23 protein-coding genes are annotated in these 25,458 nt (G+C 68.4%); 12 read left to right on the top strand and 11 right to left on the bottom strand.

Annotated features, from left to right (window positions below):
- Positions 1 to 5: 5 nt before the first annotated feature.
- From ACFWPK_RS28845 to sucB, 3 genes are read right to left on the bottom strand one after another with little or no spacing between them, the layout of a single operon-like run.
- Positions 6 to 509 carry a GNAT family N-acetyltransferase gene (locus ACFWPK_RS28845; RefSeq protein WP_378921041.1) on the bottom strand — a complete coding sequence of 168 codons (504 nt, stop codon included), beginning with the start codon at positions 507 to 509 and terminating at the stop codon, positions 6 to 8.
- A 4-nt stretch (positions 510 to 513) separates the two neighbouring features.
- Positions 514 to 1,407: a TIGR01777 family oxidoreductase gene (locus ACFWPK_RS28840; RefSeq protein ID WP_378921039.1), complete on the bottom strand. Its 894-nt coding sequence runs from the start codon at positions 1,405 to 1,407 to the stop codon at positions 514 to 516.
- A gap of 12 nt (positions 1,408 to 1,419) precedes the next feature.
- Positions 1,420 to 3,168, bottom strand: coding sequence for a 2-oxoglutarate dehydrogenase, E2 component, dihydrolipoamide succinyltransferase (gene sucB, locus ACFWPK_RS28835; protein ID WP_378921038.1), 1,749 nt, complete (start codon positions 3,166 to 3,168; stop codon positions 1,420 to 1,422).
- 232 nt (positions 3,169 to 3,400) lie between these two features.
- Between sucB and ACFWPK_RS28830 the strand changes: the two genes are divergently transcribed.
- Complete coding sequence (locus tag ACFWPK_RS28830) at positions 3,401 to 3,751, top strand: oxidoreductase (RefSeq protein ID WP_378921036.1); 351 nt, start codon at positions 3,401 to 3,403, stop codon at positions 3,749 to 3,751.
- Here the strand turns inward: ACFWPK_RS28830 and ACFWPK_RS28825 are convergent, their stop codons facing one another.
- Entirely contained in the window at positions 3,752 to 5,260 is a 1,509-nt protein-coding gene (locus ACFWPK_RS28825) for a leucyl aminopeptidase (RefSeq protein ID WP_378921034.1), read from the bottom strand. It lies immediately after the preceding gene.
- Between the two features lie 137 nt (positions 5,261 to 5,397).
- Here ACFWPK_RS28825 and ACFWPK_RS28820 point away from each other — a divergent pair, with 137 nt between their 5' ends.
- From ACFWPK_RS28820 to ACFWPK_RS28795, 6 genes are all read left to right on the top strand, one after another.
- Positions 5,398 to 6,183 carry a hypothetical protein gene (locus ACFWPK_RS28820; RefSeq protein WP_378921032.1) on the top strand — a complete coding sequence of 262 codons (786 nt, stop codon included), beginning with the start codon at positions 5,398 to 5,400 and terminating at the stop codon, positions 6,181 to 6,183.
- Positions 6,180 to 7,265 carry a hypothetical protein gene (locus ACFWPK_RS28815; RefSeq protein WP_378921030.1) on the top strand — a complete coding sequence of 362 codons (1,086 nt, stop codon included), beginning with the start codon at positions 6,180 to 6,182 and terminating at the stop codon, positions 7,263 to 7,265. Before ACFWPK_RS28820 ends, ACFWPK_RS28815 begins: the two co-directional genes overlap by 4 nt.
- Positions 7,262 to 8,743 (top strand): hypothetical protein, encoded by a 1,482-nt coding sequence (locus ACFWPK_RS28810; protein ID WP_378921028.1) that lies wholly within the window; start codon positions 7,262 to 7,264, stop codon positions 8,741 to 8,743. The genes ACFWPK_RS28815 and ACFWPK_RS28810 overlap by 4 nt, the downstream gene beginning before the upstream one ends.
- Positions 8,740 to 10,044, top strand: coding sequence for an AAA domain-containing protein (locus tag ACFWPK_RS28805; RefSeq protein WP_378921027.1), 1,305 nt, complete (start codon positions 8,740 to 8,742; stop codon positions 10,042 to 10,044). Before ACFWPK_RS28810 ends, ACFWPK_RS28805 begins: the two co-directional genes overlap by 4 nt.
- A gap of 194 nt (positions 10,045 to 10,238) precedes the next feature.
- Entirely contained in the window at positions 10,239 to 12,218 is a 1,980-nt protein-coding gene (locus ACFWPK_RS28800; protein WP_378921025.1) for a nitrate- and nitrite sensing domain-containing protein, read from the top strand.
- Positions 12,215 to 12,589, top strand: coding sequence for a DUF742 domain-containing protein (locus ACFWPK_RS28795; protein ID WP_378921023.1), 375 nt, complete (start codon positions 12,215 to 12,217; stop codon positions 12,587 to 12,589). The genes ACFWPK_RS28800 and ACFWPK_RS28795 overlap by 4 nt, the downstream gene beginning before the upstream one ends.
- 16 nt (positions 12,590 to 12,605) lie before the next feature.
- Here ACFWPK_RS28795 and ACFWPK_RS28790 read toward each other — a convergent pair whose 3' ends face one another.
- From ACFWPK_RS28790 to ACFWPK_RS28775, 4 genes are all read right to left on the bottom strand, one after another.
- On the bottom strand, positions 12,606 to 14,069 hold the full coding sequence (locus ACFWPK_RS28790) for an MFS transporter (RefSeq protein WP_378921021.1): 1,464 nt from the start codon (positions 14,067 to 14,069) through the stop codon (positions 12,606 to 12,608).
- A gap of 133 nt (positions 14,070 to 14,202) precedes the next feature.
- Positions 14,203 to 14,670, bottom strand: a complete 468-nt coding sequence (locus ACFWPK_RS28785) for a MarR family winged helix-turn-helix transcriptional regulator (RefSeq protein ID WP_378921019.1) — start codon at positions 14,668 to 14,670, stop codon at positions 14,203 to 14,205.
- Positions 14,671 to 14,759: 89 nt separating this feature from the next.
- Positions 14,760 to 16,715 (bottom strand): GMC family oxidoreductase, encoded by a 1,956-nt coding sequence (locus tag ACFWPK_RS28780; RefSeq protein ID WP_378921017.1) that lies wholly within the window; start codon positions 16,713 to 16,715, stop codon positions 14,760 to 14,762.
- Positions 16,716 to 16,827: 112 nt separating this feature from the next.
- Positions 16,828 to 17,253, bottom strand: coding sequence for a hypothetical protein (locus ACFWPK_RS28775; protein WP_378921015.1), 426 nt, complete (start codon positions 17,251 to 17,253; stop codon positions 16,828 to 16,830).
- Positions 17,254 to 17,462: 209 nt separating this feature from the next.
- Between ACFWPK_RS28775 and msrA the strand changes: the two genes are divergently transcribed.
- Positions 17,463 to 17,978 (top strand): peptide-methionine (S)-S-oxide reductase MsrA, encoded by a 516-nt coding sequence (gene msrA / locus ACFWPK_RS28770; RefSeq protein ID WP_378921014.1) that lies wholly within the window; start codon positions 17,463 to 17,465, stop codon positions 17,976 to 17,978.
- Between the two features lie 108 nt (positions 17,979 to 18,086).
- Positions 18,087 to 19,109, top strand: coding sequence for a hypothetical protein (locus tag ACFWPK_RS28765; RefSeq protein WP_378921012.1), 1,023 nt, complete (start codon positions 18,087 to 18,089; stop codon positions 19,107 to 19,109).
- 55 nt (positions 19,110 to 19,164) lie between these two features.
- Here ACFWPK_RS28765 and ACFWPK_RS28760 read toward each other — a convergent pair whose 3' ends face one another.
- The gene (locus tag ACFWPK_RS28760; protein WP_378921010.1) at positions 19,165 to 19,413 is read right to left on the bottom strand and encodes a hypothetical protein; all 249 of its coding nucleotides are present in this window, start codon (positions 19,411 to 19,413) and stop codon (positions 19,165 to 19,167) included.
- A gap of 112 nt (positions 19,414 to 19,525) precedes the next feature.
- Here ACFWPK_RS28760 and ACFWPK_RS28755 point away from each other — a divergent pair, with 112 nt between their 5' ends.
- On the top strand, positions 19,526 to 20,563 hold the full coding sequence (locus ACFWPK_RS28755; protein WP_378921008.1) for a hypothetical protein: 1,038 nt from the start codon (positions 19,526 to 19,528) through the stop codon (positions 20,561 to 20,563).
- 21 nt (positions 20,564 to 20,584) lie between these two features.
- Here the strand turns inward: ACFWPK_RS28755 and ACFWPK_RS28750 are convergent, their stop codons facing one another.
- Entirely contained in the window at positions 20,585 to 21,241 is a 657-nt protein-coding gene (locus ACFWPK_RS28750) for a nucleotidyltransferase domain-containing protein (RefSeq protein ID WP_378921006.1), read from the bottom strand.
- 83 nt (positions 21,242 to 21,324) lie between these two features.
- Entirely contained in the window at positions 21,325 to 22,950 is a 1,626-nt protein-coding gene (locus tag ACFWPK_RS28745) for a phosphatase PAP2 family protein (protein WP_378921004.1), read from the bottom strand.
- Between the two features lie 115 nt (positions 22,951 to 23,065).
- On the opposite strand from ACFWPK_RS28745, the gene gcvT reads away from it, so the two are divergent.
- Positions 23,066 to 24,166, top strand: coding sequence for a glycine cleavage system aminomethyltransferase GcvT (gene gcvT, locus ACFWPK_RS28740; RefSeq protein WP_378921002.1), 1,101 nt, complete (start codon positions 23,066 to 23,068; stop codon positions 24,164 to 24,166).
- A gap of 54 nt (positions 24,167 to 24,220) precedes the next feature.
- Positions 24,221 to 25,318, top strand: a complete 1,098-nt coding sequence (locus ACFWPK_RS28735; RefSeq protein ID WP_378921000.1) for a branched-chain amino acid aminotransferase — start codon at positions 24,221 to 24,223, stop codon at positions 25,316 to 25,318.
- Positions 25,319 to 25,458 lie beyond the last annotated feature (140 nt).

Below are 25,458 nucleotides of genomic sequence, written 5' to 3'. Positions count from 1 at the left end.
CGGTGTCACGGTTCGACCGGGAAGGTGCGCTGCATCAGGGTGAGGTCCATCCAGCGGCCGAATTTGTGGCCTACCTCGGGGAGTTCGCCGACGGTGTGGAAGCCGAAGCGTTCGTGGAGGGTGATGGATGCGGTGTTGCTGGATTCGATGGCGGCGATCATGGCGTGGACCCGGCCGGAATCTGTTGCGCGTGCGATCAATTCGGTGAGCAGGGTGGTGGCTACGCCGCGGCGCTGGAAGTGGTTGTCGACGTAGACGGAGTTCTCGACGGTGAAGCGGTAGCCGGATTTGGGACGCCATTGGCCGTAGGAGGCGTAGCCGGCGACCTCGCCGTCGATCTCGGCGACGAGGATGGGCATGGCGGCGGCGGTGCGGGTGGCGAACCAGGTGAGGCGGTCGTCCAGGTCGACTTCGTCGGTGTCCCAGATGGCGGTCGACTCGGCGATGTTGGTGTTGTGGATGGCCAGCACGGCGGGGAGGTCGGCCTTGTCGGCATCGCGGATCAGCATCGGCTCACCCTCGGTCGATGGCGGCGGCCAGCGCGGCGCCGATGGTCGGGTGCTGGTAGGTGTACCCGGCGTCTTCCAGCACCGCCGGGATGGCGCGTGGGCCGTGCAGGATCGAGTCGGCCAGCTCGCCGACCAGGGCTTGCAGGGCGAAGCCGGGGATGATGAACGGGGTCGGCCGGTGCAGCGCACGACCGAGGGCGCGGTTGAACTCCGCGTTGGTGACGGGGGCGGGGCCCGTGGCGTTGATCGGGCCGGAGATCTCGGGGTGGGTGAGCGCGAAGACGATGGCGCCGACCTCGTCGTCGAGGGAGATCCACGGGAAGTACTGGCGGCCGCTACCGAGGCGTCCGCCCAGGCCTGCCCAGTACAGGGGGTGCAATTTGCTGAGCAGGCCGCCGTTGCGGGCCAGCACCACGGCGCTGCGGATCAGCACGGTGCGCACGCCCGCCTCTGCTGCCGGTTCGGTCGCGGCTTCCCAGTCCCGGCACAGCGTGGCCAGGAAATCTGTTCCGGCAGGGGAGGTCTCGTCGACGATGGCGTCACCGGTGTCCACGCCGTAGTAATGCGCGCCGCTGGCATTGACCAGCGTCGGCACTCCGGCGGCGGCGACCGCGGTGGCCAGTACGTCGGTGGGGGTGATGCGGCTGTCGCGCAGCAACTGCTTGTACGTGCCGGTCCAGCGACTGTCGCCGATGCCGGCACCGCAGAGGTTCACGGCCGCGTCGGCCCCGCGCAACGCCCGCTCGTCGAGCCGGGCGCGCGCGGGATCCCACGCGAATTCGTCCGGTGCGGCGGGGGTGCGCCGCACCAGACGGGAGACCTGGTGCCCGTCGCGGCGTAGTGCCGCGACGAGCGCCGTCCCGATCAGGCCGGACGAACCGGCGATGACCACCTTCATGGAATTCCTCGGCTACAGGCCGAGATCGGCCTCGAACGCCGAATCTTCCAGCCGGTGCTTGATGGTGGAGACGAACCGGCCCGCGTCGGCACCGTCGATGAGACGGTGATCGTAGGTGAGCGGCAGGTATACCATCGAGCGCACGCCGATGGACTCGCCACCGGCCTCGTCGGTCACCACTACCGGGCGCTTCACGATCGCGCCGGTGCCGAGCATGCCCGCCTGCGGCGGGAGCAGGATCGGGGTGTCGAAGAGCGCGCCCTCGCTACCGATATTGGTGATGGTGAAGGTGCCACCGGACAGCTCGTCGGGCTTGAGCCCGCCGGTGCGCGCGCGGTTGGCGATGTCGGCGATCGCGCGGGCCAGGCCGGCCAGCGACAGGTCGCTGGCGTTGTGGATGACCGGCGAGAGCAGACCCTGCTCGGTGTCGACCGCGATACCCAGGTGCACCGACGCGTGGTAGGTGATCTCCTTGGTGTCCTCGTTGTAGGACGCGTTCACGTTCGGGTGCACACCGAGCGCCTCGACGACGGCCTTCGCGAAGAACGGCAGGTACGTCAGGTTGACGCCCTCGCGCGCCTTGAACGAGGCCTTCGCGAGCTGACGCAGATGCGCGATCTTGGTGACGTCGGCCTCGTGGACCTGGGTCAGCTGCGCGGTGCTCTGCAGCGATTCGAGCGTCTTGGTCGCCGTGATCTGGCGGATCCGGCTGGCCTTCTGCGTGGTGCCGACGAGGGCGGCCAGCTTCGGGGCGACGGACTGCTTGGCCGCGGGTGCGGGTGCGGCGGCAGCGGCCGGAGCCGGTGCGGCGGCGGGCGCCTTCTTGGCCTCGGCGGCGGCGAGCACGTCCTGCTTGCGGATGCGTCCGCCGACACCGGAACCTGTGAGGGTCGACAGGTCGACGTTGTTCTCGTCGGCCAGCTTGCGGACCAGCGGCGTCACGTACGGAGTGCTGCCGTTGCCCGAAGCAGCGGCAGGGGCGGGCGCCGGAGCGGGCTTGGGAGCCGGTGCCGGAGCGGGCTTCGGCGCGGGCGCCGGTGCGGGAGCGGCCGCGGCAGGCGCGGGAGCCGGTGCGGGCTCAGGCGCCGGAGCGGGCTCGGGCGCAGGCGCGGGAGCCGGTGCAGGGGCGGCGGCCGCGGGCTGACCGCTACCGATCACACCCAGCTGACCACCCACGTCGACGACGTCGTCTTCCTGCGCCGTGATCTCGAGCAGCGTGCCCGCGACCGGCGAAGGGATCTCGGTGTCGACCTTGTCGGTGGACACCTCGAGCAGCGGCTCGTCGACGGCGACGGTGTCGCCCACGGCCTTGAGCCAGCGGGTAACGGTGCCCTCGGTGACCGACTCGCCCAGTTCGGGCATCTTCACGGGCGTACCGGATCCCGCGGACGCGGCAGGCGTGGCAGCCGGGGCGGGGGCCTCGGCGGCGGGGGCCTGCGCGGCAGGCGCGGGTTCGGGTTCGGGGGCCGGCTCGGGGGCGGCAGGTGCGGAAGCGGGCGCAGGTGCGGTGGCGGGGGTTTCGCCGGCATCGCTGATCACGCCGAGTTCACCGCCGACCTCGACGATGTCGTCTTCCTGGGCGACGATCTTGGAGAGCACGCCCGCGGTCGGCGACGGGATCTCGGTGTCGACCTTGTCGGTGGAGACTTCGAGCAGCGGTTCGTCGACCTCGACCGTGTCTCCTTCCTGCTTCAGCCACCTGGTCACCGTGCCCTCGGTGACGCTCTCACCAAGGGCTGGCATCTGGACGGAGAAGGCCATGTCCTCTGACTCCTCTGAGTGTGTACCCGGCGGACATCCGTCGCGGGTCGCGGCTTTCGTCCACCCCACCGGTCTCGGCGGAGCACCCGGGAAACGTTGGTTCTTGTTCCGGCAACCATCCTTGCACTCGTCCGTCGCGGGTGTAGCGCAGGGCGGCGATCCGGGCGAAGCTGGCACCATGGAATGTACGGCGGTGAGCAGAATTCCGCCGGAATGTAGGAGGTCGAGCCTGATGGGTTTGCTGGATCGTTTCCGTGGTGGGCGCGGTGCGAGCAGGTCAGGCGCTCGCGAGAGCGCGTCGGAGGTGAGTGCCCTGGCGGACTGGGCTCGGACGCGGCGTGGAGTCGAAGCTTTCATCGAACCCAAAACTACTGTGACTGATGTCACAGCGGTGCTGGTGGCCGCCGACGGTGAATGGACCCGCCGCATCGTGGGTGAGAAGGGCGCGCGCCGGTTGGCCGGTGCGTTGAAGATTCCGGTCTACGACGTCAACCGCACCGGCTACCCGCAACGCATGCGCGACTTCGATGCCCGCCGCCGCATCCAGGAGCGGCGGGCTCGCGAAGCCGATCTGGGGGAGTGACTACTCCGCGCCGATCTCCTCGATCACGGTGATCAGCGTGCGCACCGGGACCCCGGTGCCGCCCTTGCCGATATAGCCGAACGGGCCACCGGTGTTGTAGGCCGGACCTGCGACATCCAGGTGCGCCCACGGCAAGCCCTCCGGCACGAATTCCTTGAGGAACAGTGCGGCCGAGAGCATGCCGCCCCAGCGGTGCGGTGCGACATTCGCCAGGTCGGCGACCTTGGAGTTGATGTCGGCGCGCAGCTCCGCGGGAAGTGGCATCGCCCAGCCGTTCTCGCCGACCGAACGCGAGATCGCGGCGACGCGGTCGCGGAACTCCTCGGTGCCCATCACGCCCGGCGTGCGGGTGCCGAGCGCGACCATCTGCGCACCGGTGAGGGTGGCGACGTCGATCAGGTAGTCGGGCTCGTCCTCGACCGCGCGCACGATCGCGTCGGCCAGGATGAGGCGGCCCTCGGCGTCGGTGTTGATGACCTCGACGGTGGTGCCGCCGTACTGGGTGAGCACATCGCCGGGGCGCTGCGCGGTAGCCGAAGGCATGTTCTCGGCCATCGGGACGGTCGCGGTGACGGTGACCGGCAGGCCGAGGCGCCCGGCCAGCAGCACGGTCGCGATGACCGCCGCGGCGCCCGCCATGTCGGAGGTCATGTTCTCCATGTTGGCGGCGGGCTTGATCGAGATGCCGCCGGTGTCGAAGGTGATGCCCTTGCCGACGAGCGCGATCTTCTTCGGACCGCCCGCGTAGGTGATCCGCACCAGCCGCGGCGGCCGCGAGGAGCCCTGGCCGACGCCGATGATCCCGCCGTAACCGGCTGCGGCGAGCGCCTCTTCCTCGATGACCTCGACCTCGAGGCCCGCCGCCTCGGCGAGCACCCGGGCCCGCTCGGCGAACTCGGCGGGGTAGAGCGCGCTCGGCGGGGTGTTCACGAAATCGCGCGCGGTGGCGATGGCTTCGGCGACCAGCTGTGCGCGCAGCAGGTCGAGGGTGCCGAATCCCGGTTCGGGTACCAGCAATTCGAGGCGGACCACCGGCCGCTCGTCCGGCTTGGGCGCGCTCTTGGACTTGAAGGAGGAGAAGGTGTACGCGCCGAGGTAGAAACCTTCGGCCGCGGCACCCAGATCGATGCCGGACAGGGTGGTGGCGACGAGTTCGGTACCGCTGAGCGCGCGCCCGGCGACACCGGCGCTGCGCCGCACCTGTTCGGCGTCGATCTTGTCGGCCGCGCCGAGCCCGACGGCGAGCACGCTGGTGACGTCGGCCAGCGCCGACGGCGCGGGCACCCTGGTCAGTTCCTCGGGCTTGCCCTTGGCGCCGACCGAGCCGAGAGCGTCCAGCAGTTCCGCGCGAACCTCGGCGGTGAGCACATCGCCGAACAGGTCGGCGGGGACGATGGCCGGACCGTTCTCCGAGGAGGTCAACCCGATCACCAGCACGTCGGTGTCCGGGGCGATGGTTTCGGTGCGCGCCAATTCCGGTCCGAGTGAACGATCTGCAACAGCTGTCATTGCCCCAGGTTATTCGGTCGCTATCGGTGCTCGCATCACGAGTCCGGGTGTGTGGGTGTGCGGTGCGCGTGGTCGGCTGTCGCGGGAATACTGGGAATTACTGGACAATACTGGTAGCTGTGGATACGCTCCGACTCGTGACGGACTCGGCTGAGGAGCTGGAGGTGCGCATCTCCGGTTTGCGGGCCGAGGTGCGCCGGGCCGCTGCCGGTGGGGATCGGGCGGGGGCTCGGCAATTGCGCGCGGAATTGCGGCGAGCCGAATCAGCGTGGGACGCGGCGGTTCTCGGATCGATTCCGGACGAGGCCGCGGAGGCGCCCGGGGTGCCGGTGCGCGAACACGTGCATCGCGCGTTGACCTTGCTGTCGGTGCCGTCCTCGCCGAAATTGGTGCTCGCCACCCATGACGCGTTCTTTTCCGGCGAGCTGCTGCCCGCCCGGCTGACAAGTCTGCGTCGTGACGAGGAACGTTCCTTCCGGTCGGCGCCGTACGCGCGCCCGTACTACCTGTGCGCCGCACTCACCACCGATCTGCTCGCGCCGGCCCGTGGGTTGATGGCGGTGAGTTCGTGGCCACTGGAAAGGCGGATGGTCGGTCCGCTGAGTCCACGGGTGGGGCTGCTGGTTTCGGCTATTCGTTTGGCCGAACATCTTTCGGCGCAGCCTGCGGGGAAAACGTCTGGATTGCGCGTACTGTGGCGGCTCGCCGTGTCGATTCCTGGCATCTCCACCGCCCCGGATTCGCTCGACCCGGTGCAGGTGATCGAGGCCGCGCGGCGTGAGCTGGCGGTGCACGAGGACGAGGACGCGCGGCAGCGCCGCGCGGCCGCGCGACGGGCGGCGGATCAGCTGGCGGATCCGGCCGCACAACTATTCGGTGTTCGGCTCGGCGTAGCCGATCGGCGACGAATCGAGGTGGAATGAGCACTCTCGCAGCACAGTTGGACCAGTTGCGCGGTGAAGCCCCCGCGACCAGGCACAATGCCCGCACCATCGCCGCGCTGACGGCCAATCCCGGATGTGCCCGCCGCGCTCTGCTCGACGCGGCCGCGGTGGACAAGACGGTGATCGCCCAATCGCTGGGATTCCCACCACAATTCGGTCAGTCCCAGTTCGCCATCACGCGCGGTAATGCTTTCGAGTCGATGGTCAAGGCGAACGGTTGCGCGGAATTGCTCGCCTTGTTGCGCGAAAAACTGGGCTTCACGATTCCCGAAGTCGCCTACCACGACCTGAATTCGGTGGGTGAGAACACCGGCAACGCGGTGCGCTATCAACGCACCAGGCAATTGCTGAATGCCACGATCGCGGCGGGTGACGGCACCCTGTTCGATCACCCCATGCTGCGGCTCGATATCGCCGGTGCCACCGCCTATCTCGAACCCGATGTGGTGGCCGTGCAGTTGGACGGCAAGTTCCATGTGGTGGAGGTCAAGGCCTTCCCGGTGATCGACGGGCAGGCCGATCCGGCACAGGTGGCGGCCGCCGCGCGGCAGTCGGCGGTGTATGTGATCGCCTTGCGCGAGTTGATGGCCGAGATCGGCGAGTCACCGGAGATCGTGTCGCACAATGTGATTCTGGTCTGCGCGAAGGACTTCTCGAATCGGCCCACCGCCGAACTCGTCGATCTCCGCAAGCAGCTCGCCGTGGTCTCGCGTCAATTGACCCGGCTCACCGCGATTCCCGAATTGCTCGACCTGCTGCCGCCCGAGGCCACCTTCGCGCCGGGGGAGAACCTCGAGAAGACGATCGCCGCCATTCCGGCTCGCTACGCGCCCGAGTGCATGTCGAGTTGTGAGCTCGCGTTCGCCTGCCGCGACGAGGCCCGCACCTGTGGTTCGGTGGACGCGCTCGGCCGCGGGGTGTGCGATGTGGTGGGTGGCATCGAGAACATCCACACGGTCCTCGGTCTGGCCGACGGGACCCTGGAACCGGGCCCCGAGCACGCCGACATCACCGCGATGCTGCGGACCGCGCACCGGCTGCGGTGGGAGATCGCCGGATGAGCGTGCTGGCGGCGTTGGCCAAGGCCGAGGCCGTGCGGGCGGGCCGTGCGCAGGCGACCGCGGCGGTGCGACACCTCCATCTCGCCGAGCGGCCGCTGGTCGCCGTGCCGTTGCGGCTGGCGGGGGAGGCGGCGGCGCCGGTGGCGATCATGATCGGCACCTCGCCCGGAGATCAGAACGTTTTGACGGTGCCGCAGCCTCGCGACCGGGTACTGCGGTTGCGGTTCATCGAGCAGCTGGCCGATGTTGTGCTGCCCTATCTTTCGACGTTTCTCGTCGACACCGAGGAGCTCACCAGCAAGGCGGGCGAGACCTACACCCGGTGCCTGGACGCACCGCAGATGTGGACACCCAATCCCGGCGGCGTGAATTTCCTGAAGCTGCTCGGGCGTTCGGTGCGGTTTCACCGTGTCGACGGGGACAACCCGGTGCCGGAGTCGATTCCGCTGCTCGGGCGCTGGCTCACCTGGTTCGGTGATCGGGCCGAACATCCCGGTTCGGCGGTGCTGCCCGCGATGACGGCGGCGCTGTCGGCGCACTGGGCATCGGGCCAATCCACGCTAGAGGACGGCAATCTCGCGGCGCTGCTCGGCTGGATCGATCCGCCACCCGGGTTCACCGGCGCGCAGGCCGCTGCTCTGGCGGAGGATCCGCTGCTGTCGCCGCCCGCGGGTCCGGCCACCGATCCCGGATTCGACAACGAAGAACTCGCGCCGTTGATCGCCGCCTACAACGCCGCACTCGACGACTCGGCCAGATCTGTCGCTGCCGAACGGCTCGAGCGCTCCCTGCGTGGCCAGCTCGAACCCACCTGGCAGCTGATGTGGCGCTCGATCGAGCTGTTGAGCGCGCTGCCGGAAGGCGCCAGCGTGGAGAACCGGTGGACCGACGATCGCGGTGCGTTCTCCCGCTTCGCCGCCGATGTCGCGGAGGGGATTCCGCAGGCCCGCCGCGATTCCGCCGTTCCCGCGGTGCGCAGGCTGCTCGAGCGTGAACGGGCATTGGAAGCCTTGCAGGGGCAGTGCGCTTTCGATGATCCGCTGCGCATGCTCGAACATCGTGTGAGTGGGGCCGCTTTCCGTGGCACCGTCGTGCACAGCGAGCCGGAGCGCCTCGACCGGTCGGGGTCGCGTCCGAAGCTGCGCCCGCATATCCACGTTCGCACCACCGATCCGTTCATCGCTGTGGTCGGTGAGGAACTGACGTGCGTCGAACGGCCGAAGCAGACCGGGCTGGTTGTCGAAATCGACGGCGACAGCATGGTTCTCGAACTGTCCGGCGGGATGGGACGCAAACTCGTCGCCGAACCGGGCAGTGTTCCAGAGGAAGGCGATGACCTCGGTTTCGCCCGCTTCAAACCGACGCCGTTCAACGGGATGCTGAATCTGCCCGCGCGCGAGGAGACGCCGTGGACGCACGGCGGTCCGCCGCCGGAATGGACGCCGCCTGCCGACGACGAGGGGGAAGAACTCCAGTGACCACACCGGACGAGGCCGTCGCGGGAATTCTCACCGACCTGCGCGACGAGAGCCATCGCGCGATCGTGGTCGACTCCCCACCGGGAGCGGGCAAATCCACGCTGGTCGTGCGCGCGGCCCGCCAGCTCGCCGAGGACGGCGATCAGCGGATGATCGTCGCCCAGACCAACGAGCAGGTCGACGACCTCATCGACCGCTTGGCCGTCGCCGACCCCGAGCTGCGGATCGGCCGGTTGTCCAGTGCCGCCTATGTGGTGAGCGACCGTGTCGACCGGCACGGCAATGTCCGGGTCGCCAAGCAGCCGGGCGACCTCGAGGATCGCACCATCGTCATCGGCACCGCGGCCAAGTGGGCCACCATCACCGAGGGCAGCTGGTCGCACGCGATCATCGACGAGGCGTACCAGATGCGCTCGGACATGTTGTTGCGCATCGCGAATCGGTTCGATCGTGGGTTGTTCGTGGGTGATCCCGGGCAGCTCGATCCGTTCGCGACCGTCGAGACCGCGCGCTGGGCCGGTCTCACCTGGGATCCGACCATGAGCGCCGTCAGCGTGATGCTGGCCAACAACGACCACATTCCCACCCACCGGCTGCCGGTGTCCTGGCGCCTGCCCGCCACCGCGGCGCCGGTGGTGTCGAAAGCGTTCTATCCCTTCACCGAATTCCAGTCGGGCACCGGTTTCGGTGACCGGCGCATGGATTTCACCACCCGCGGCATGGGTGGACCGATCGACGCGGTGCTGGAGGAGGCGGCCGAATCGGGCTGGGGCTGGTACGAATTGCCCGCCCGGCACACCCTGCGCACCGACCGGGAAGCCGTTGCCGCGATCGCCGCGATCGCGGCCCGGCTGATCGAACGCGGCGCGAACGCGCACTCCGAATCCGGCAGCCATCCGGTGACCACCGACCGGGTCGCGATCGGCACCGCGCACCGCGACCAGGCCGACGCCATCCGCACCGCCCTGCGCGGTACCTGCGCCGAACCCGTCACCGTCGACACCGCCAACCGACTCCAGGGTCGCGAATACGACGTCACCCTGGTGCTGCACCCACTCTCGGGACGGCGCGACGCCAGCGCGTTCCACCTGGAGGCAGGCCGGCTCTGCGTGCTGGCTTCCCGGCACCGCCACGCCTGCATCCTGGTGGGCCGCGCGGGAATTCCGGAACTCCTCGACGCGCACCCCTCCGCCGACCCGGTCCATCTCGGGGTCCCGGTGAAGTTCCCCGACGGCTGGGAGGCGAATCAGGCTGTGCTGAGTCACCTGTCGAGCCATCGCGTCCGCGCGGCGGCGCAATAGCGACGTTGGTCGGCGCGATTTCGGACGCTGCGAGTTTGCCTGATACACCGTATGTTTCGACATTCGGCGACATCACACGCAGGGTCGGGTAGTCGGTTAGTCTCACGGCGAGACACGCGTGGTGGTGGGCCCATTAGCGACGCCTGCACGCAGCGGGGCGCCGGGGGCGTTCCGGGGAGTGGAAAGAATCAGAATTGAAAATCAGGCGTACCGGTGTTCGTGGCCGGGTCAGTGTGCGTATCCGGTTGCTGTCGATGGTGCTCATCTCGAGCGTCATGCTGTTGGTGGTCGGTGGTGGCGGCGCGGTCTATCTGGTGAATTCGGCCAGGGATTCCACCGAATGGGCCGAATTGGCGAGCAGCACCACCACGCCCGCGATTCTCATGGTGTCGGCGTTCCAGGAAGAGCGCAGATTGTCGCTGTTGCGCCTGGCCGGTGACCTGCCGTCGGCACCAGCGCTGGTCACCGCCAAACAGCGCTCCGATGAGGCGCTCGCCGCGGTGATCGCGAAAGGTGACGCCGCCCGCGCGCTGAATCCCGACGGTTCCCGCGAAGATATCGAGGGCTATAACAAACTCTTCGCCATGGTGCCGGTCGTGCGCAACGGCGTCGAAACCACGCAGATTTCCGCCGACGAAGTGTTCGCGTTCTACACCGGGGTGATCGGCACGATCATCGCCGCGTCGATGCTGGCCGCCCGGGTCGCGCCCGAGGCGAAGGTCGGTATCGAATTGGGCTATGCCGTGGACCAATTGCGTGCGGCCGAGGCACTCTCGCAAGCCGACACTCTCGGTTCCGTCGCGTTGACCGCCGGAAAGATGAGCAGCGCCGAGGTGATCGAATTCGGCCGTCGCGTCGGCGAATTCCGGGGTGAGGCCGCCTATTCCGCGACCGTGCTGAAAGGCCGCCGCCTTGCCCAGCTTTCGGAGATCACCGCGAGTCCGCAGTGGCAGCAGGTGATCGCGATGCAGGACGCGTTGCTCCTGCGCGGACCGGTATCCGAAAAGGACAGGGAGACAGAACTTCCGATCGAGCTGGCGGCCTGGCAGGACGCGTCGAGGTACGTCGGCCTTGCGTTGCAGAAACTGTGGGAAGACCAGAGCGGGGACGCCCACGTGATCGCCCGGAAGCAGGGCGAACGCGACACCGACAGCGCGCTGCTCGGCGGTGCGCTGATCGCGTTCGCCGCGGTGGCCGCATTCCTCACCGCGTTGGTGATGGCGAATCGGTTCATCGCGCGGATGCACCGGCTGCGCCACGACACCCTCGAACTCGCCGATGAGCGTCTGCCAGAGGTGATGCGCCGGGTCGCCTCAGGGGAGAGCGTCGATACCACCACGGAGGCATCGCAGCTGGACTTCGGTACCGACGAGCTCGGTCAGGTCGCCGCGGCGTTCAACCGGGCACACGTCGCGGCGATGTCGGCCGCCGTCGCCGAAGCACAGACCAAGGCGGGGATCAGCACGGTCTTCCTCGACATCGCGCACCGCAGCCAGGTGGTGGTGCACCGCCAGCTAGCCCTGCTCGATCGCGCCGAGCGCGACGAGAGCAACGCCGATCAGCTCGATCTGCTGTTCCAGCTCGATCATCTCGCCACCCGCGCCCGGCGCAACGCCGAGAACCTCATCATCCTCGGTGGCGAACAGCCCGGCCGCCGGTGGCGCAACCCGGTTCCGCTGCTCGAACTGGTGCGCGGCGCGATCGCGGAAAGCCTGGACTACACCAGGATCGCGGCCAAGCAGCTGCCCGAGGTGCGGATCTCCGGGCATGCCGTCGCCGACGTGATCCACCTGCTCGCCGAACTGATGGACAACGCGACCGCCTTCTCCCCACCCGAGACTCAGGTCGTGGTGTCGGGGGGAGTGGTCGGTCGTGGTGTCGCGGTGGAGATCACCGACCAGGGTCTCGGTATGTCGGAGACCGACCTGGCGCAACGCAACGCGATGCTGGCCGACCCGCCCGCCTTCAGCGTCGGCACGCTGGCCGGAACCTCCAGGCTCGGCTTGTTCGTCGTCGCCACGCTGGCGGGCAGACACGGGATCTCGGTGCGGATGGCGGAATCGGTGTACGGCGGCGTGCGGGTCGTGGTGCTGATCCCGACGGCGCTGGCCGAGGCGAGCGATCCCGAGTCGGCGATCTCGGGCCAGTTCCCCGCCGTCTCGCCGCGACCATGAGCGACGAGCGCGAACACTGGTACGAGGACGAGGCGGGCCCGCTGGTCCGCCTCTACGCCGTCACCGGCGGGCGCGCCAAGCCGCAGCGCCGCGACCTCGACCTCACCACCCTGCTCGTCGACGCGCGCTCCGGCGCCCACTCACGGCTGCTGGCGCCCGAATACGACGCGATCGTCGAGTTGTGCCGCACCCCACTGTCGGTCGCGGAGGTCTCCGCCCATCTCCACCTGCCCCTGACCTCGACGAAGGTCCTCATCGGCGACCTGATCGACGAGGGTCGGCTCCATGCCCGCGCACCCCGGAACGAGCTGAGCACCGCCCCGGACGTGAACGTCCTGCGGGCGGTGCTCGCCGGGATCAAACGGTCCTAGGCCGGCCAGGGATTCGTCAGGCCTTCGCCACCGACACCGGCTGCGGCGACAGTGTCGCGAGTTCGGCATCGAGATCGGTGGGCTCGGCCGTTCGGCGCGGAATGGTCAGGGCGATACCGGCAGCCACGAGCGCCACGGCGGCGCCGATCAGCAGGCCGACATGGAAACCGGTCTCCGACGGCACGGCATGCCCGGCGAAGTCGGTCGTCATATTCGCCAGCACCACACCGACGACGGCGGCCGACACCGACGTACCGAGCGAGCGCATCAGTGTGTTGATGCTGTTGGCGGAGGCGGTTTCCGACAGCGGCACCGCGCCCATGATCAGGGCGGGCATCGCGCCGTAGGCCAGGCCGACACCGATATTGGTGATGCAGACCATCGTCATCAGGCCCCAGGTCGAACCCATCAGCACGGCGGAGGAGCCGTAGCCGATGGCGATGATCAGCGCCCCGACCGCGAGGGTGACCTTGGGTCCGCGCGCGGCCGACAGTTTCGCGCCCGCCGGTGACAACGCCATCATCATCAAGCCACCCGGCGCCATCCACAGGCCCATACCCAGCATCGTTTGTCCCATGCCGTGGCCGGTGGCCGTCGGCAACTGCATCAGCTGCGGCACGATCAGCGCCTGGCCGTACATGGCGAAGCCGACCAGTACGGATGCGGCGTTGGTCAGCAGCACCTGCGGTCGGGCCGTGGTGCGCAGATCGACGAGCGGGTCGGAGGTCCGCAGTTCCCACCATCCCCACGCGGCCAGGGTCACCGCCGAGGCGGCGAACAGCCCGAGCGTCGTAGCGCTGGTCCAGCCCCACCCGGAGCCCTTCGATACCGGCAGGAGCAGGAATACCAGTCCCGCGCCGAGTCCCACCGCGCCGACGAAATCGAACCGTCCACCGGCGTCACCGCGCTTCGCCTCCGCCGGAACCAGGATCGCGATCAGCACGATCACCACCGCGCTGAGCGCCGCCGCGGCCCAGAACAGGACCCGCCAGCTCGCATATTGCGCGACCGCGGCCGACACCGGCAGACCCAGCGCACCACCGACGCCGAGCGAGGCGCTCATGAGCGCGATCGAGGAACCCAGCCGCTCCGCGGGCAGCACATCGCGCATCAGGCTGATTCCCAACGGAATCAAGCCGACACCCATGCCCTGGATTCCGCGTCCGATCAGCATGGGCACCAGCGAGGAGGACATGGCGGCGATCGCGGCGCCCACGATCAGGAATCCACCGGAGACCAGCAGCATGCGGTGTTTGCCGTACAGGTCACCGAGCTTGCCGGCGACCGGGGTGAACACCGCTCCCACGAGCAGCGTCACCGTGATCACCCAGGAGGCATCGGCGGCGCTGGTGCCGAGTATGCGCGGCAGTTCGCCGATGATCGGCACCACCGCCGTCTGGGTGATCGCGGCGACGGTGCCGCCGAACGCGAGGACGCCCACGACCACTCCGGGCCGGGCCGTCTTTTCCGAAATCCCCACGTACCGCTCCTATCGACAAACCAGCAAGTTATGTACAGAGCACAAGATATGCATACTGCAATTCATATGTATCGTACACATCGCCGGGCACGCGGGCTCGATCGAGGAATCGTGACGTTGGTCGCAGCGGGCGCTAGTGATCCGCGGGCGTGGTCGCGAGTGGCCGTGGCCAGTACTCACCCGACCGGCGTTCGATATCGGTGTTGAAGCGTCGCAGGTAGCCGACGAAGGCGGCGACATCCTCGGCCGCCCAGTCCTCGAGGATCGAATCCAGGGCGTCGACGATCAAGGACCGTTCGGCATTCAACCGGCGCTCGCCCTTGACGGTGACCCGGAACTTCCGCGCCATCCCACCCTCGGGGTCCGGAATCCGCTCGATGACTCCGGTCCGCATCATGGCGGCGGTCTGCCGATTGAGGGTCGAGGCATCCAAGCCCAATGCGTCGCTGAGCTGCCCGATGGACATCAGTCCACCCATCCGCAGCCGGCTCAGCAGGATATAGACGCTGCGGTCCATGGCGTCGGGACCACGGCGCGATCGCAGACTGTGGCGGCCGAGAAGCATGGTCTCGAACTCGACCAACTGCGTCGCCTTGTCCATCTCAGCCCTTTCCGCGAAATCGTACCTGTCCGGCCACGGGCGGATCTACCACATGTGTACCAACCATATTACGTGTCCGCTACACATCACTAGCTCAGCTGGGCCGCGAGCCGCTTCGCGTTCATGTAGCCGATCGCCTCGATGGTGACCATCGGGTTCACGCCGGGGGCGGTGGGGAAGCTCGACCCGTCGGCCACCACGATGTTCGGCACATCCCAGGTGGCGCCGTCCGGGTCGGTCGCCGACAGCTCCGGCGTGCCGCCCATCCTGGCCGAGCCCATGATGTGCAGGGCGCCCATCGAACACCGGCCGGGTCCGTAGCCCGCCTTCGCGGCGGCGGCGTCGAACTCCGCCAGCGAGCCGCGCGTACCCGGCTCGAACGAGACACCCGCCTGGTGTCCGGAGTAGATCCGTTGCGCGCCCGCGGCTTCGAGCACCGAGGCCGCGCCGACGATGCCGGTGTGCAGATGGTGGGCGTCGTAGTCGGACAGCCGGTACTTCACCACCGGTTCACCGCTGCCGTCGATCGACACGGTGCCGGGATCCCGGTCGCGAGTGATGACGCCGACCGAGCTCGTCCGCGCGAAATCGAGCAGGCGGGTGCGATATTCGGCCGCGCCGCGCCAGCTCATGAACCCGGTCGCCAGGCCGGGGTGATTGGGCCCGGTCTCGTAGATGACGCCGTACCCGTTGCCGTCGAGATTCGCGTGGTGCCTGCTGATCCGGGCCTGCAGCGCGCCCTCCCACGGCCGGATCTCCTCCTCGAACACGCCGAACACCGCGGCGGCCGGATGCAGGCGCAGATGCTGTCCGATGTTCTTGTTGCGCAGACCGGATCGTCGCAGCAGTGCGGGCGTCTGGATCGCGCCCGCGGCGACCACGACCGCCTTGGCACGGACCGTGATCTCGACTCCCGTGGCGGTGACGGCCGAAACCGATTCGGCCCGACCCGCTTTCACGGTGATCGCGCGGACGTCGGCATCGACCACCAGGCGCGCGCTGTGCTCGGCCGCGTCGGCGAGCCAGGTCTTGGTCGCCGACTGCTTGGCGCCGAGGCGACAGCCGTAACCACAACGTCCACATTCGATTCCGGCATCGCAGGCATCGCTGACATTGCGCGGCAACGTATCCACGTCCCAGCCGAGCGCACGCGCGCCGCGTTCGAGAATGCCGTCGCGCGCCGAGAGCGGGGATTTGCGGTCGGTGACGCTGATCCGTTTCTGCACCGCGGCCAGCGCGTCACCGAATTCGTCGGAGGCGAACTGCGGGACGCCGGACTCGGCCCACTCGGCGCGGACCGAGTCGGGGGTCGGCAGCGAGGTGCTCCAGTTGACCACGGTGCCGCCGCCGAGGCAGGTGCCCGCGACGAGGGTGATCTGGCCTTCCGCCGACGCGGCGGGGCCGGGTGCGTACAGGGTGGTCAGCGCGTCGAGCTCACCGTTGCCGAAATCCTGGTCGTCGTAATAGTTTCCGCGCTCGAGCACGATCACATCGAGGCCCGCTTCGGCCAGCACCGCCGCCGCGGCACCACCACCGGCGCCGGAGCCGACCACCACGACATCGCAGTCGAGCGCGGTGGATTCGGTGAATCGCAGTGGCGAGAGCGAGGGCTTCGGGGCGGTCTCGAGGCGGCCGACCGGCGCCGGGTAGCCGATCTGCTTCCACAGCGGATTCGCCCCGGTGGGACCGGGACTCACGTTGTAGGCGAGCAGCGACGCCTGCTTGAGCGCCTGGAAGATCGCCCGGGCGGGGGCGAGACCGGAATCGGCGAGGCGCAGCAGGGCTGCCTCGCGCTGCTGCTGCGAGAGCGTGGAGAACCGGCGCGGGCCGCTGCCGCTGAGCAGGCCGAAGACGCGAGAGTCCCACAGTCCCAACAGCATTGCCAGCTGCTTCGTCTCGGCTTCGCGGGGATTGCGTGCCAGGATGCGAAAGATCGTGTCGACCGCGCCGATCTCGGTCGCGGCGGGCAATCCGAGTCCGTCGCCAGGGAGAAACGTATCGCAGATCGTGCCCAGCGCGGCCCGCTGTTCGGCTGTTGGTTCCATGCGGAAACCACCCCTTTTCACTCTGGGGTGAGTTCTATCACGGGACACGGGACCGCGCTGGGAGTCAACGGGTTTCGGGCTGGGCAGCGTATTCCCGGCCCGACCGTGGTGATCAGTCGGCGATGAATTGGATCGTTTTCAGCGACGGAGTCGCCAGGTCGACATCGGCCTTGGTGATCGACCGCGCCGCCGAGTCGTTGCGGTATGCGGTGAGCTGATAGCGGCCGGGTTGCAGTCCGCGGAAACTCACCTGGCCGTTGGCGCCGGTGGACATGTGCCGGTGGATGGTGTCGCCACACGCGTCGAAGCCGGTGAGGACGATCTTTCCGCCCGCGATCGGCTTCCGGCCGGTCGCGGTGATCAGCACCGCGTCGATCTGGCCCGCCGCCGCCGGGGTAGCCGCGCGGACTCCCCGCTCGTTCTGACGCGCCTGCCGTACCTGTTCGCAGGGCGCCGCGTCCTGCGCGATCGAGTCGTCGGCGCCGGGGTGCGCCACCGCGATGCCCACCGCCGACCCCATCAGAGCTGTTGTTGCCAAGCCGATCGCCAAACACTGGGAAATGACAAACCGTGGCATAGCGCCGTCTTCCTCCTGCTTCTCGCCGGACATGAAAGTGCACTCGACATTGCTGAGGTAACGCTCGGGCGGCAACAATACTGACGGGAATTCCGTCGCTGAAACCGGTGTTCCATAGAGGCGGTTGTGGCCGATTTGTGCGACCGTTGAGCCCTCATGAAGGAGGATGTGTGAGCGACACTCGTAAGGCGATTCTGGCCGGTGGATGCTTCTGGGGCATGCAGGATCTGATCCGTCGCAGGCCCGGCGTGCTGGCCACCAGGGTCGGCTACACCGGCGGGACCAACGACAATCCCACCTACCGCAATCATCCGGGCCATGCCGAGGCCGTCGAGATCGAATACGACCCGGCGCAGACCGATTACCGCGCGTTGCTCGAGTTCCTGTTCCAGATCCACGATCCGACCACCAAGGATCGCCAGGGCAACGATCTGGGTGACAGTTACCGTTCCGCGATCTTCTATCTCGACGACGATCAGCGCCGTATCGCCCTCGATACCATCGCCGATGTCGATGCCTCGGGGCTGTGGCCGGGCAAGGTCGTCACCGAGGTGACCCCGGCCGGCGCGTTCTGGGACGCCGAGCCCGAGCACCAGGACTACCTGATTCGCTACCCCGACGGCTACACCTGCCATTTTCCGCGCCCCGGCTGGAAACTCCCGAAGCGCGAGAACACCGACAAGTAGCGTTTTCCATATGTCATGATCGGCTGTGTCGGCGTGACCGTGACGTCGGATCGGAGTACTCATATGAGCGGCAGCGGCCGTCTCGAACGATGAGGGGAAGCGATTCGGATGACATATGGACAGCAGCAACCCGGTTACCCCCCGGCGGGACCGACGCTCAGTGTCGGTGACGCCATCGGATACGGGTGGACGAAATTCAAAGACAACGCGCTCGTGTGGATCGGGATGGTGGTCATCGCCTTCCTGATCCAGGCGTTGATCAGCTTCCTGTTCGGGCTCGGAAACACCGGCGACACCGATTCCGACGGCGGTGTCAGTTTCGGGTTCGGGCTCTTGCAGATTCTCGGCACCATCGTGAGCACCGTGATCGGATATCTGATCTCGGCGGCATTCGTGCGTGGCGCGCTGCACGAAACCGATGGGAACAAGCCCGGATTCGGGTCGTTCTTCAAGTTCACCAATGTGGGTGCGGTGATCGTGGCCGGCCTGCTGGTCGGTCTGGCGACCGGTATCGGCCTGCTGCTGTGCATTATTCCGGGCCTGGTCGTCGCGTTCTTCACCTGGTGGACGATGCAGTTCGTGATCGACCGCGACCAGGACGGTGTCACCGCGATCAAGTCGAGCTTCTCGGCGATCTCGAGTAACGCGGGCACGCTGCTGCTGCTGGCACTGGCGCTGTTCGGTATCAATATCGTCGGTGCGCTGCTCTGCGGTCTCGGCCTGCTCGTCACTGTCCCGTTGACGATCATCGCCTCGACCTATGCGTACCGGGTTGTCACCGGTGGGCCGGTCGCCGGTGCGCCGACCACTCCGGAGCCGGGCTACCCGCAGCAGTACGGCGGGCCCGCAGGTGGATTCGGTGGGCAGCCGGGGTACGGCGGTCCGGAAGGCGGACAGGGTTACGGCCCCGGGTACGGCGGTCCGGAAGGCGGACAGGGTTACGGCCCCGGGTACGGCGGTCCCCAAGGCGGACAGGGTTACGGCGGGCCGGGCTACGGTGGACCCGCTGGTGGGCCCGGTTACGGCGGTCCGGGCGCGGGTGGTCCGGGTTCCGGTGGTCCCGGGTACCCCGACGGTCCTGATCTGGGCAAGCCCGGCGATCAGGGCTGGGGACCCGAAGGCAACCGCTGAGGAGTTGATCGGCGAGGGGCGTGCGATGTCGTTCATCGCACGCCCCTCGTGCTGTTCACTCGCAGCCGATGCCGTCCCCGTCGCGGTCGAGGCCGTAGTCGTCGGGGCCGATCACCTTCACCCGGCCGGTGTAGACGGGGCCGTTGCCGCTGCCACCCTCGCAGTCGACATCACTGACGATGGGCAGGCACGGGGTGTAGGAGTCGTGGCAGTTCGTGGGCTGCGCTCCTGCCACGGTCGGTGTGGCGATCGCGAACGCGAAGGCCGCGATGGCGGCGGAACCCAGGGTTACGGCGAATTTCATTGTGCTCCATTCAATTTTATAGCGGCGCACAGTGTTTCACGGTTGGGTGATTTGTCGGAAATTTGCTTGTCGGTACCTGTCGGTAGTATCGGGGGATCTCGAACGAGGGGGAATGATGCGGGGGAAATGGCGGGCGTGGTCGTGGTGGGTGCGTGGTGCGGTGATCGCGCTCGTGCTGGTTGTCGTGCTGTCCTTACCGGTGGCGGGGGTGGTGACGGCCCTGCTGGTGCACAACATCGGCGATCAGTCCGAACAGGCGCGGACCCGGGGGAAAGACGCGGTCTGGCTGGGACATGCCTGGGTGGACGGGCGTAAGACCGATGCCGATATCGACGGGCTCGTGAAGTTGCTGGCAGGTACCGGAGTCCGGGATCTGTACGTGCACACGGGGCCGTTGGAGCACGACGGGAGTCTGCGCGACGATTTGGCGCCGCGGGCGCAATGGTTCGTCGACGCGGTGCACGCGCGATTACCGGGGATTCGGGTGCAGTCGTGGCTGGGCGACATCGTGCAGCCCGAATTCGATGGGCTGGATGTGGAATCGGCGGCCTCGCGTGAGCGTGTTGTGGCATCGGCACGGCGGGTGCTCGCCTACGGATTCGACGGCGTGCACTACGACCTCGAACCCGTTCGGTCGGGGTCGCCGGGGTTTCTCGCGCTGCTCGACGCGACGCGGGCCGTGACCTCCGCGGCGCACGTTCCGCTGTCGGTGTCGGCACCGGTGATCGATCCGCTGCCGGGTTTGCATTCGGTGGGGCTGGCGGTCGCCGATCACGGAAAGTGGTGGAGCCAGGCTTATTTCGCCGAGGTGGCGCGGCGATCCGATCAGGTGGCGGTGATGTCCTACGACACGGCGATGCCTACGCGGGCGCTGTACAGCGGGTATGTGGCGCAGCAGACCGAACTGGCCGCCGAGGTGACACCCGATGGCGTCGACCTGCTGATGGGTGCCCCCGCGTTCTGGGCCGACGATCCAGGTCATCACGGAGCCGCCGAGACTGTCGCCGCGGCGGTGCGGGGAATTCGCCTCGGCCTGACCCGGACCGACGTGGACCGAGCGAACTTCGGTGTGGCTCTGTACGTGGATTTCGCTGCCACACCACAGGATTGGGCCGACTATCGACGAGATTGGTGTCGGATGGCCGGCTGAATTCGGATCGGGCCTGCCGAACTATTCGGTGGGTGACGAGCTGATGGCGGGTGTGTGGATCTCGGTCGACCACGGGTGGTCCGGGTAGAGCTGGGTCAGCCAGGAGTTCAGGCGGGCGAGCCGGTGCTCCGGGAGCAGTGGGACGACGCGGTGGAAGTCGCTGTCGTCCTTGGGGCGGTTGGCTTTTGCCTTGAACAGCAGCACGACCTCGGGAATCAGGTACGGAATCCCATTGGTCGTGGTGCGGATGAGTTCGGTGTACGGGAGGGTGATGGTGGGGTCGCGGCGGCAGATCCAGGTATCGCCGTCGTGCGGCTCGCGGAACACGTCGAGATGGAACGCGCCGGTGAAGGGGTCGCGGAGCCAGGTTTGGTGGAGGTCGGGGCGGGTCGCGGCCGAGGAATAGGGCCAGAGCCTGCCGTCACCGACGATGTCCCACTCGTATTCGGGGAACGCGGCGGCGATCAGGGGGAAATCTGTTCGGGGGACGGTGATTTCGATGTCGTCATGGGCTCGGGAGATGGCGCCGGCGAACAGGTCCAGGGCCCAGCCGCCCGCGACGGCCCACGGTGCGGGACAGGTCGCGAGGCGGGCCGCGACCACGCTCGGGGTCCACGGGTCCCAGCGACGGTCGGCTTCGGTTGCGGTGATCGGACGTCCACCGTCCGGCGAGCTCATCTATCCATCCTCGGCACCGGTGGCGCGGGGCGCAAGGTTGTTGTGGGCGATGGTGATCGAGACGAGACGGGTTTGTGAGGAAGTCAGCGCCTGCGGTCGGTGAGCCAGGCCAGGGGGCGGCGGTGGTGGGGGCGTGGGCGGTTTTCCCAGCGGGGATTGTCCTCGTTGCGACGGTAGACCGGGATCCGGCCCGCTATCGAGAAGCGGAAAGTGGTTGCGATGCCGACGACTTCGCCGTCGGCGGCCACGGCGACGGGGGTCTTCGAGGCGACAGTGAGTTCGTGCATCTGGCGTTCGCCGTAGACGCGGCTGTGGCCGATGGCGGCGAGCATCAGGGCGATGACGGCGCGGGTACGCGAGAAACGGACGTCGGCGCGCAACCAGCGGACATCGAGCAAGCCCTCGTCGAGGCGGGAGCGGAAGGCGGGGACGGCGCCGTGCGGGTGGTAGGGGCCGTTGCCGATGAACAGGAACCACAGGTCGTGCCAGCGGTCGTCGAGGCGGATGTGGATCGGTTCCGCGCGGCGCAGGGTGACGACAAGGGCGGCGGCGAAGGCGGGCCACTTGCCCCAGCGGTCTTCCCACTTCTCGCGCAGCCGCACCAGCTCCGGGTAGGCGCCGATGCTCGCGGTGTTGATCAGGTGGTGGGTGTACGGGCCGTCGGAGGTGCCGAATTCGACTGCGGCGATGTCGACTTCGACCGCCTCGCCGGTGCCGGTGGCGTCGGCTACCTCGCGCAGGTCGTAGACGCCGAGGTCGCGGGCGAAGTGATTCAGGGTGCCCGCGGGGATGACGACCAGCGGCAGATCGTTGCGGACCGCGACGGCGGCCGCCGCGGCGATGGTGCCGTCGCCGCCCGCGGCGCCGACCGCGAGGACCGAGGTGAGGCCCCCCGCGATATCGCGATCATCGGTCGGGCGGTCCGCGGTGTCGTTGCCTTCCGCCCCACCGACAACGGCGTCGACGGCTTCTTGCAGCAGTTCGACGGCGTCACGGCCGGGCTCGGTGCGCACCAGCGTCGCCGCGGGCAGTGCCTCGGCGATGTCGGCGGTGGGGTCGTAGCTGGAGTCACCGGAGCGCGGATTCACCAGCAGCAGCAGACCTTTGCCGTCGGCGATGATCGGGGCGTCGTGCACGACGTGCGCGTCGGCCTCGTCGGATTCGCGGATCGGCCACCAGCGGCGGGTAGTGAGTGCCACCGCGGTGCCCACGCTCGCGCCGACGAGCACGTCGGACGGCCAGTGCGCGCCGGTGTGGATGCGGGAATAGGCGACGGCGGCGGCCACCGGCGCGATAGCGAGCGCGGTGCGCGGGCTCTCCAGCGCGATGGCGGTGGCGAAGGCCGCGGCATTGGCGCTGTGGCCGGACGGGAAGGACGACGACACCGGCGCGGCGACCAGCCTGCGGCCGAGCGGCATCAGTTCGGCCGGTGGCCGCCGTCGCGGGATCAGCGTCTTGAGCACGAGGTTCACGACGAAGCTGCTGCCGCCGAGCGCGATGACGCCGCGCAGCGCGGCCCGTCGTGGGGGACCCTGCTTCACGGCGAGCGCCGCCGCCACCGCCAGCCACAGCCCGCCGGTGTTGGCCGACCTGGTCAACCGCAGCATGCCGCGATCGACCGCCGATTCCGGTATCCGGGACACCGCTCGGCTCATCGTGTCGTCCATCCGGGCGACATGGCCGAACCGGGCGCGGGGCAAATCACTCACAGACAGAACCCTACCGCCGTTGGGCGTCACTATGTTTCGACCCGGAAAGCCGCACCCGTTCACCCTGATCGCGGGGGCGGGACACGGTGGTGGGGTCGCCCGATAAACTCTGCCCATGACCGACACCGCGCTGCTAGAGGGCCCCATCCACGCTGTTCATGTCGAGCTCGGAGCCACCTTCGCTCCGTTCGGCGGGTGGGAGATGCCCGTGCAGTACGGCGGCACGGTCGGCGAGCACACCGCGGTCCGCACCACGGTCGGGCTGTTCGATGTGAGCCACCTCGGCAAGGCGACGGTCGCGGGGCCCGGTGCCGCGGCGTTCGTGAACTCGGCGCTGACCAACGACCTGGGCCGGATCCGGCCGGGAAAGGCGCAGTACACGCTGTGCTGTGCCGAAGACGGCGGCGTGATCGACGACCTGATCGCCTACTACGTCAGCGACGACGAGGTGTTCCTCGTGCCGAACGCGGCGAATACGGCAGCGGTGGTCGCGCAGCTGCGGAAGGTGGCGCCCGCGGGGATCACCGTGACCGACCAGCATCGCGACTACGCGGTGTTCGCGGTGCAGGGACCCAAGGCCACCGAGGTGCTGGCCGCGCTCGGCCTGCCCACCGAGATGGAGTACATGGCCTATGCCGACGCCGAGTGGGAGGGGCGCCCGGTGCGCGTGTGCCGGACCGGCTACACCGGCGAGCACGGCTACGAGCTGCTGCCGAAGTGGGCTGACGCGGAGCCGGTGTTCCGCGCGCTGATCGCCGAGGTCGAGGCGGCCGGTGGCCAGGCGGCCGGGCTCGGCGCGCGCGACACCCTGCGCACCGAGATGGGCTACCCGCTGCACGGGCACGAACTGTCCCTCGACATCACCCCGAACCAGGCCCGCACCGGCTGGGCCGTCGGCTGGAAGAAGCCGGAGTTCTGGGGCAAGGCCGCGCTCGAGCAGGAGAAGGCCGACGGCCCGCGCCGCACGCTGATGGGGCTCAAAGCGCTCGATCGCGGCGTGCTGCGGCAGGGCCAGACCGTGCTGCGCGATGGTGAGCCGGTGGGCGAGACCACCTCGGGGACGTTCTCACCGTCGCTGAAGGTCGGCATCGCGCTGGCACTGCTCGACACCGGCGCGAAGCTGGAACCCGGCGACGAGGTGGAGGTCGACGTGCGCGGACGCAAGCTGCGCGCGACGGTCGTCAAGCCGCCGTTCGTCGACACCAAGACGAAGTAACTCCTCCGTAGTGGGGGCGAGACAGCACAGAATCGGCCCGGATAGGATCGCATCATGACAGTCGCCGCACAGTTCACCCGTATTCCGCACCCCGCGCCCACTCCGGCGCAGCAGCGGGACGAGGTACTGGCGGCTCCCGGTTTCGGACGGTTCTTCACCGATCACATGGTGTCGATCGACTACGTCGACGGTCAGTGGGGCAATGCGCGCGTCGGGCCGTACGGCCCGCTCTCGATGGACCCGGCGACGATGGTGTTCCACTACGGGCAGGCGATCTTCGAAGGGCTCAAGGCCTACCGCCAGCCCGGCGGTGAGATCGCGACGTTCCGCATCGATGCCAACGCCGCGCGGTTCCGCCGCTCGGCCGCGCGCATGGCGATGGCGGAGCTGCCAGAGGAGCTGTTCGTCGAATCCGTGCGCCAGCTCCTCGACGTCGACGCCGACTGGGTGCCCGCCGCCGGTGGCGAGGATTCGCTGTACCTGCGGCCGTTCATGTTCTCCACCGAGGCGGGCCTCGGCGTGAAGCCCGCTTCGGCGTACAAGTACCTGCTGCTCGCCTCGCCCGCCGGTGCCTACTTCCCGCGCGGTGTGAAGCCGGTGCGGGTGTGGCTGTCGACCGAATACGTGCGCGCGGCCCCCGGCGGTACCGGTGAGGCGAAGGTGGCGGGCAACTACGCCGCGTCGCTGCTCGCGCAGGCGCAGGCCACCGACGAGGGCTGTGACCAGGTGGTCTGGCTGGATGCCTGCGAGCGTCGCTACGTCGAGGAGATGGGCACCAACAACCTGTTCTTCGTGTTCGGCACCGGCTCCGAGGCACGACTGGTGACCCCCGAACTGTCCGGTTCGCTGCTGCCCGGTATCACCCGCGACTCGCTGCTCACCCTGGCCGCCGACTCCGGCTACCAGGTGGAGGAGCGCAAGATCTCGGTGGAGGAATGGCGCAAGGGCGCCGAATCCGGCGAGATCAGTGAGGTTTTCGCGTGCGGGACGGCCGCGGTGATCACGCCGGTCGGCTGGGTGAAGTCAGCTGAGGGCGAATTCGCCATCGGCGGTGGGGAGCCCGGTGAGGTGACGATGGCGCTGCGTGACACGTTGACCGGAATTCAGCGGGGTACTTTCGCCGACAACCACGGCTGGATGCGGACTCTGTAGGCCTTCTCGGGTGGTCGGGGTCTGGTAGTCCCAGGCAGGTTTGACGCTGTGTTTATCGGCGCGCTGGCGCGCGCGTGTCCGCGGCCCCAAAGGGCCGCCGGTTAGCGCTCGAGACTAGAGCCTTAGGCTCAGCGCTTTCG

This window comes from Nocardia sp. NPDC058519 (assembly GCF_042719755.1).
Lineage (GTDB): Bacteria > Actinomycetota > Actinomycetes > Mycobacteriales > Mycobacteriaceae > Nocardia.
Note: the sequence above shows the minus strand (reverse complement) of the source record. Positions and strands in the feature narration are given on the sequence as shown.